Genomic DNA, 7,873 nt, shown 5'->3' with positions numbered 1-7,873 from the left:
GGGGAAGGGGGACCGCGGGTTACGAGGGGCGCGCGCCGGGCGCCACGGGGCCCGGCTGCTTCGAGGCGAACAGCGCGTACCAGTCGGAGAGCGTCGGCTTCTCGGCCAGCTCCACGAAGGACACTTCCGTGCCGTGCTGCCGCCAGCGCTCCACCAGGCTCATCAGGCGGATGGAGTCCATGCCGCGCTCCAGCAGGTTCTCGTCCTCGCCAATCGCCGTCACGGGCTCCATCAAGAGCTCCGCCACGTCCGAGCGCAGCTGCTCCCGGTCCACCGCCGGAGCGGGCGCTGTCAACGGCATGGCGTCCATGAGCTGCTGCGTGGAGGTGACGAACGCGACCAGCTGCGAGGCGTAGTCGAGCGCCAGCTGGTGCTTCTCCCGCGAGAAGTCCGCCACCGCGTCCGCGACGAGGAAGGGACGCACCTCGCTCATGGAGCCGTCGCTGGCCGTCTGGAGGCATCCGATGTGCGCGTAGATGCCGCAGATGATGAGCTGATCACGGCCCTGATCGCGCATGACCTCCATCAGCCGGGTGTTGCGGAACGCGCTGTAGCGCCACTTGGTCAGGAGGATGTCGCCCTCCGCCGGGGCCAGCGCGTCGATGATCTTCTGCTTCTGCTCCGGGCCGCCCCGCAGGCCCTTGCCCCAGAAGTCCAGCTGGAGGCCGCGCTGTTCGGGCGTCTGGTCCGGAGGCTGGGCGGAGTACACGACGGGGATGCCCAGCGCCGTGCAGTGCGCGCGCAGGCGCTGGATGTTGGCGACCAGCTCCGTCACCGGGGACTGGCCTTGTGTGAAGGCGTCCACGAAGTAGCGCTGCATGTCGTGGATGAGCAGGACGGCGCGCTTGGGCTCCGGCGTCCAGGCGATCTTGTTCCGGGGCAGATCCGCCGCGCCGGGCATGGAATAGGGGGCAATGGCAGGCAGGGCCATGGAGGGCTCCAGGTTCAGCAGGTTCAAACAGAAGAGGGGTTGAGGGACTGGCGGAGGCTGTCGCGCAGCGCCTTCTTGCTGACCTTGCCCACCCCCGTCTGGGGGAAGGCCGCGACGAACTCGATGCGGTCCGGAATCTTGAAGGCGGCGAGTCCCCGCTGGCGCAGGAACGCGTTGAGCACGGAGGCGGCCGGCGCCTCACCGCGCGGGATGACGACGGCGCAGGTGCGCTCGCCCAGGAACTTGTCGGGGATGGCCACCACCGCCGCGTCGCTCACGGAGGGGTGCGCGAGCAGGTGGTTCTCCACCTCCTCGGCCGCGACCTTGTCGCCGCCCCGGTTGATCTGATCCTTCGCGCGCCCCTCCACCACGAGGCAGCCCTCGGGCGTCAGGCGCACCAGGTCGCCGGTGCGGTAGAAGCCGTCCGTGGTGAAGGACCGCGCGTTGTGCGCCTCCGCGTTGTAATAGCCGCGGATGGTGTACGGCCCGCGCGTGAGCAGGTGCCCCGTCTGTCCGGGCGCCACCGGCACGTCGTCGTCGTCCACCACGCGCAGCTCGTCCGCGTTCGACATGGGGCGGCCCTGCGTGGTGACGATGAGCTGCTCGGGGTCGTCCAGGCGGGTGTAGTTGACCAGGCCCTCGGCCATGCCGAAGACCTGCTGGAGCGCGCAGCCCAGCGTGGGGCGCACGCGCGCGGCGGCCTCGTCGCTCAGCCGGGCCCCGCCCACCTGGAGCACCTTCAGGCTGGACAGGTCGTGCTTCTTCGCCAGCGGCGAGTCCAGCCACACCATCGTCAGCGGGGGCACCAGGGCCGTGACGGTGACGCGCTCACGCTCGATGAGCGGGAAGGCCGCGTCGGGGCTGGGGTACAGCGCCATCACCGCCGTGCCGCCGGCGTAGAAGGTCCCCAGCACGCCGGGGGAGCTCATGGGGAAGTTGTGCGCCGCCGGCAGCGCGCACAGGTACACCGTGTCGCGGTCGAACCGGCACACGTCCACGCTGGCCCGCAGGCTGTAGATGTAGTCGTCGTGCGTGCGCGGAATCAGCTTGGGCACGCCCGTGCTGCCGCCCGACAACTGGAAGAACGCCACGTCCGAAGGAGCGGGGCCCTCCAACGTCACGGGATCGGTGGGCACGGAGGACAGTGCCGTGAACGGCCCCGCGTCACCCAGCACCAGCACGTGCTTCAGCGTGGGCGTGGCGGCGCGCACCTGCTCCGCGAGCGTGCGGTAGTCAAAGGCGCCGAAGCGGTCCGGGATGACGTACGCCACGGCCTCGGTGAAGGCGCAGAAGTAGCCGATCTCCGACGCGCGGTGCGCGGGCAGGGCGAACACCGGCAGCGCGCCCATGCGGAAGAGCGCGAAGATGACCTCGTAGAACTCCGCGACGTTGGGAAGCTGCACCACCACGCGGTCGCGGGCGCGGATGCCCAGGGCCTGGAAGCCCGCGGCCATCCGGTCCACGCGCGCGTCCAGCTCCGCGTACGTCCAGCGGTGCGTGCCCGCCACCAGCGCCACGTGCGTCCCGAAGTCCCGGGCCCGGTCGCGCAGCAGCTGTCCGAAGGTCTCCCCGCGCCAGTACCCCGCCTCGCGGTAGCGCTGGGCGAAGTCCTCCGGCCAGGTGGGGCAGCCCGCCAGGTGTTCGCGGACCACGCTCACGGCTGCACCCCGGCGCCCAGGCCCATGGCCTGGAGCATGGTGCGGAACTTCGCCTCGGTCTCCGCCAGCTCCGCCTCCGGCGTGGAGCCCACGACGACGCCCGCGCCCGCGAACAGCCGCAGCGAGTTCGCGTCCGCCTCCGCGCAGCGGATGGTGACGGCCCACTGACCGTCGCCGTTCGCGTCGCACCAGCCCACCGTGCCGGTGTAGTAGCCGCGCTGGAACGGTTCGATGTGGCCGATGGCCTCGTGCGCCAGCTCCGTCGGGTGACCGCACACCGCGGGCGTGGGGTGCATGGCCAGCGCCAGCGTCAGCGACGTGATGGACGGATCCTTCAGCTCACCCTGGATGCGGCTGGACAGGTGCCACATCGTCTGCGTGCTCACGAGCGACGGACCCTTGGGCACATCCAACGACTTGCAATAGGGGCGCAGCGCTTCGGCCACCGCGTCGATGACGACCGCGTGCTCGTGCAAATCCTTGGGGGACGTCATCAGCCGCGCCGCCCGCGCCTGGTCCTCCACCGGGTCCGGGCTGCGCGCCGCGGAGCCCGCGAGCGGATTGGCGATGACCTGCAACCCGGAGCGCGACACCAGCAGCTCCGGGCTCGCGCCGATGAGCGTCCGCCGGCCCGCGCCGGGTGCCGCATCCTCGTGCGGCGGCAGGTCCACCGCGAACGTGTAGCCATGCGGGTTGCGCCGGGCCAGGTTGTGCAGGAGCTGGCGCAGGTCGATGGGCGTCGCCGTGTCCAGGTGCAGCGAGCGCGACAGCACCACCTTGCGCAGCGGCCCCTCCTGCATGAGCTTCAGCGCCGCCGCCACGCCGTCCAGGTACGCGGCCGGCTCCGGCACGGGGCGCATCGTGTAGCGCGACGCCAGGGGAAGCTGCGCGGGGGAGGCCGCGTCGAACACCAGCGGGCCCGCGCGCTGCAACGTCATGGGCACCACGAGCTGCGCTTCCACCCGGCCGTCGAAGGGCACCGCGCCCACCGCCACCGGGATGTCGTGCGCCGCTTCGCGCGAGGCATCCAGCACCGCCGCCACCCGCGCGGGCAGGCCCTCCAGTGAGTTCGTCCCGCCCGCGTGCGGCACCGTGGCGAACACGCCGCGCGCCAGCATCGTGCGCTTGGGGGACGCGAAGAAGAACGACGAGCCGGCGTCGTAGTCGCGCAGCAGCCGCGTCGCCAGCGACTCCTGCTCCGACTCCGCCTTCAGGACCGGAGCCATCCCCATGCCGTCCACGGGCAGGGACACACCGCGCGGGTCCTTCGACCCCGTAACGATTTTGGTATCAGGAATCATTCTCAACTCGGAGGGATGCGAGGGGACACGGAGGTCCACCCTGGAGAGGAAGGGGGGGCTTCAGGAGGCGAAAGGCGTCGCGGGCGTGTTTCAGACGCCCAGCGTGGCGCCGCCGTCGATACACAAATCGTGCATCGTGATGTGGCGGGCCTGGTCGGACGCCAGGAACACCACGGAGTCGGCGATGTCGTCGGGCGTGGCGATGCGGCGCAGGGGGATGCCGGTGCGGAAGGACTGCAGCGAGCCGGCGATGACGGCCTCCGGCCCGCGGTCATCCGACCAGAGCGCCCGCTGCATGGCGGTGTCGGTGGAGCCGGGGGACACGACGTTGCAGCGGATGCCGTGCTCGGCCAGCTCCAACCCCAGACACTTGGTGAACATAGTGGAGGCGGCCTTGGACGCCGCGTAGGCCGCCATCTGCATGCGCGGCACGCCCGCCGCGTTGGAGCCCACCGTGACGATGGCGCCGGAGCGCCGGGGCACCATGTGTCTGGCCACCGCGCGCGAGACATGGAACACGCCGTGGGTGTTGACCGCGAAGGTGCTCATCCAGTCCGCGTCGCTCAACTCCAACGCCGCGCCCATGCGCAGGATGCCCGCCACGTTGGCCAGCACCTGGATGGGGCCCAGCTTCGCTTCGATGACGGCGACCGCGTCCTCGACGCCGTCCTTGTCCCGCACGTCCACCTTGAACGCGGTGGCCTTCAGGCCCTGCTGGCGCAACTCCGCCACCAGCAGCTCCAGCCCGGCGGAGTTCTGGTCGAACACGGCCACGGGCATGGTGCGCGCGAGCTTGCGTGCGACGGCAGCGCCAATGCCCTGGGCCGCGCCCGTGACCACCGCGAGTCCTGTCGTCGCACCCATCATCCGCCCGCCCGGTCCGTCCACTGGAGAATGAGAACGGTTCTCATAATCAGAATCCGGAAGTGCCATGGTCGTGAATTCCTGTCAAGAAGGCTCAAGCCTGAAATTGACCCACCGCGTGAAACGCCGCGGTGGGGGCGTGCGGATTGTTTCGCGACTGTTTCAGGCGGCGCTGGCGGCGGAGCCGGCGGTGAGCTCACGCAGCACCTCGCCGGCGGCGGCGATGGTGTGGTCGATCTGCTGCTCCGTGTGCACGGCGCTGATGAAGTTCAGGTCGCGGCGCAGGATGACGCCCCGGCGGGCCATGCCAGCCTGGAAGGGGATCATCTGCATGATGTGGTGGGGGATCTCCTTGCTGAAGCGGAAGAAGGGCACGGCGTCGTAGCCGATGACCTCCAGCGAGGAGCCCGTGGCCTTCGCGTGGGCGTTGACGCCGTCGCGCAGGCGGCGGCCCATGCTGGCGATGTGTTCGATGTAGTTCGTGCTCTTGTATTCCTTGAGCACGGCCTCGCACACGGCCAGCGACAGCATCTCACCGCCGAAGGTGGTGGACACCTGCAGGTCGCTCAGCTTGGAGAGGTACTTCTCCGGGCCGGCGATGGCGGACAGGGGCATGCCCGCGGCGATGCCCTTGGACAGCGTGACGAAGTCCGCCTGGATGCCGAAGAACTGCTGCGCGCCGCCCAGGGCCAGGCGGAAGCCGGTGACGACCTCATCCAGGACGAAGAGCACGCCGTGCTTCGCGCAGGTGTCCTTCACGGCCTGGAGGAACTCGCGGGTGACGGTGCGGTTGTAGGGGATGGCCAAGAGGACACAGGCCAGCTGCGCGCCGTGCGCTTCGATGTGCGCGAGCAGCGCGGGCTCGTCCGGGGGCGAGAAGAGCGGCAGGCGGGTGGTGAGCTTCGCGACGGCGGCGGGGATGCCCGGCGTGTCGTACATGAAGTGATCGTGCCAGCCGTTGTAGCCCACGGTGACGATGGACTCGCGGCCGGTGATGTGGCGCGAAAGGCGCACGGCGGCGGAGGTGGCGTCCGCGCCCGTCTTGAAGAAGCGGGCCATCTCCGCGCCCGGGATGACGTCCACCAGCGCGCGCACGGAGGAGACCTCCACCGGCGTGGGCAGCGAGTGGATGATGCCCTCGGCCAGGTGCTTGCGGATGGTCTCCGCGACGGCCGGGTGGTTGTGGCCCAGCATGTTGGCGCCCAGGGCCTGGATGTAGTCGATGTACTCCTGGCCGTCCGCGTCCTCCACCAGCGCGCCCTGGCCCTTGGCGAGGAACACGGGGAAGGCGCCGGGGGCGAAGTGGTCCGGCTTCTTCATCATCGTCTGGGTAACGCCGGGGACCAGCTTGCGCGCCTCCGCGAGGAGCTGGTTGGAGCGCTCCAGCTTGATCTCGCCCACGATGGGGCGCGGCAGGGACGGGTGGCGGGGAGTGGCCTGGGACATGGAAGGGTCCTTGTGTTCAGGGGGTGGAGAGGGATTGTCAGGAAGCGGGGGTGGCGTTCACGGGCACGGCGCGTCCGGCGAAGACCCACAGCAGGCCCAGCGCGAGCGCGGAGATGCCCACGGCGAAGAAGCCCAGCGGGCCGAAGCCGATGAGCGCGCCGTCGGACGCGGTGGACAGGAGCAGTCCGCCCATCCACGCGGCCAGTCCGGAGGCGCCGTCGCTGGCGGCCATGTTGACCGCGAGGTAGCGCCCGCGCAGGGACGGCGGCACCCGCGATGCGACGAGCGCCATGGTGGGGATGGCCCGGCCGGAGGTGAGCGTCATGAAGACCCCGAACACCAGCGCCACGACGGGCAGCGGGGAGGGCGGCAGGTGCGTGAAGAGCAGGTGCGGCACCATCGTGAACACCAGCAGGCCGGCCAGCACCCGCGCGGGGCCCAGGCGATCCGCGAGCCCGCCAATCCACCGCGAACTCAGGAGCGTGGCCGCGCCGCCGGCCAGGTACACCCATGGCAGCTCCGACAGCGACAGGCCCAGGTTGCCCACCATGAAGGCGCCCAGGTAGGGGATGAGCAGGAAGCTGGCGAACACCACCGTGAACGTCAGCACCCAGCCCAGCGCCAGCCGGGGCGTGAAGACGGAGGCGGGCGACGAGGCCTCGGCGGCGCCGGACTCGCGTGAGAGGTGTCCGTCCACGCGGGGAAGAAAGCGCAGCAGCAGCAGCCACACGAGGCCGGCCACGGCCGCGAGGACGATGAAGGGCGAGCGCCAGCCCCAGAGGTTCGCGAGCCCCAGGCCCAGCGGCACACCGGCCACCGCGGACAGCGCATACGCGGTCATCACGGTGCCAATGGCCTGCCCCCGGCGCTCCGCGGGCACCACGTCGCTGACGATGGCGATGACCACCGCGCCCATCAATCCCGCGCACGCCCCGGCCACGGTGCGCGCCACGAGCAGTCCCACGGCCCCGGTGGCCGCGCCGCACAGGAGCGTGGCGGTGATGAAGCCCGCGTAGAGCATCAGCAGCGTGCGCTTGCGCTCCAGTCGATCCAACCAGAACACGCCCAGCACGCCCATGGCCGCGGACGCGAGCGTGTACGCGGACACCAGCGCACCGAACCGCGTCGCCGACATGTCCAGCCGCTGCATCAGCAGGGGCCCCAGCGGCATCAGCATCATGAAGTCGACGACGTGCGTGAACTGCACCGCCGCCAGGAGCCACAGCAGCGTGCGCTCGCGCGCGACGGGGGATGGAGCACTCAAGACAATCACCTGGAATCCAGACACACGTCGGCCCTGCCAACATCCGGCAATGCCAGACAGGGCTCCGCCAGGACCCGGCGCACCCTGCCCGGGCCCCGCGTGTTTGTTGCGACTCAGCGAATGATAATGAGAATCATCATCAGAAACGGGCCGGAGTCAATGGAAAACGGGTTTCGTGACGCAATCGTCTGGCGGAGGGCTTGCAGCGTCCGGCTCGCTTGACGGGCCGTTGGACGGGCGGAAGGGTGGGGTCTGGAGCCGTCTGCTCCGCCCTTTTTCCGCCGAGGTCACGAAGGTGAAGAAGCTCGTCAATGCGCCGCGCGAAGTGGTCCGGGAGATGCTGGAGGGGTTCGTGGCGCTCGCGCCCGGGCAGGCGCTGCTGGAGGGGGAGACGGTGGTGGTGCTGTCT

The 7,873-nt window shown here is 70.3% G+C and carries 6 protein-coding genes; all 6 read right to left on the bottom strand.

The genetic code is table 11. The features are described from left to right. Positions 1–19: 19 nt before the first annotated feature. A complete protein-coding gene (locus tag D7Y13_RS34685) occupies positions 20–931 on the bottom strand; it encodes an isochorismatase family protein (RefSeq protein ID WP_120533890.1) in 912 nt (303 codons plus the stop codon). A 23-nt stretch (positions 932–954) separates the two neighbouring features. After that, positions 955–2,589, bottom strand: coding sequence for a (2,3-dihydroxybenzoyl)adenylate synthase (locus D7Y13_RS34680; RefSeq protein WP_120582503.1), 1,635 nt, complete (start codon positions 2,587–2,589; stop codon positions 955–957). Continuing rightward, positions 2,586–3,815 (bottom strand): isochorismate synthase DhbC, encoded by a 1,230-nt coding sequence (gene dhbC / locus D7Y13_RS34675; RefSeq protein WP_199732675.1) that lies wholly within the window; start codon positions 3,813–3,815, stop codon positions 2,586–2,588. Before dhbC ends, D7Y13_RS34680 begins: the two co-directional genes overlap by 4 nt. Before the next feature lie 165 nt (positions 3,816–3,980). Next, on the bottom strand, positions 3,981–4,757 hold the full coding sequence (locus tag D7Y13_RS34670; RefSeq protein ID WP_279637157.1) for a 2,3-dihydro-2,3-dihydroxybenzoate dehydrogenase: 777 nt from the start codon (positions 4,755–4,757) through the stop codon (positions 3,981–3,983). A 159-nt stretch (positions 4,758–4,916) separates the two neighbouring features. Next, entirely contained in the window at positions 4,917–6,200 is a 1,284-nt protein-coding gene (mxcL, locus tag D7Y13_RS34665) for a myxochelin B biosynthesis transaminase MxcL (RefSeq protein ID WP_120533881.1), read from the bottom strand. A gap of 37 nt (positions 6,201–6,237) precedes the next feature. Next, the gene (mxcK, locus tag D7Y13_RS34660; RefSeq protein ID WP_120533882.1) at positions 6,238–7,473 is read right to left on the bottom strand and encodes a myxochelin export MFS transporter MxcK; all 1,236 of its coding nucleotides are present in this window, start codon (positions 7,471–7,473) and stop codon (positions 6,238–6,240) included. Between the last annotated feature and the right edge of the window lie 400 nt (positions 7,474–7,873).

The sequence above is a fragment of the Corallococcus praedator genome (genome assembly GCF_003612125.1).
Taxonomy (GTDB): Bacteria; Myxococcota; Myxococcia; order Myxococcales; family Myxococcaceae; genus Corallococcus; species Corallococcus praedator.
The sequence above is the reverse complement of the archived record's forward strand: the minus strand, read 5'-3'. Positions and strand labels throughout refer to the sequence as shown.

Bases quoted from the DNA above. Each gene is read 5' to 3' on its own strand.
- mxcL (WP_120533881.1), bottom strand. From the start codon at position 6,200: ATGTCCCAGGCCACTCCCCGCCACCCGTCCCTGCCGCGCCCCATCGTG.
- dhbC (WP_199732675.1), bottom strand. From the start codon at position 3,815: ATGGCTCCGGTCCTGAAGGCGGAGTCGGAGCAGGAGTCGCTGGCGACG.
- D7Y13_RS34685 (WP_120533890.1), bottom strand. From the start codon at position 931: ATGGCCCTGCCTGCCATTGCCCCCTATTCCATGCCCGGCGCGGCGGAT.
- D7Y13_RS34670 (WP_279637157.1), bottom strand. From the start codon at position 4,757: ATGATGGGTGCGACGACAGGACTCGCGGTGGTCACGGGCGCGGCCCAG.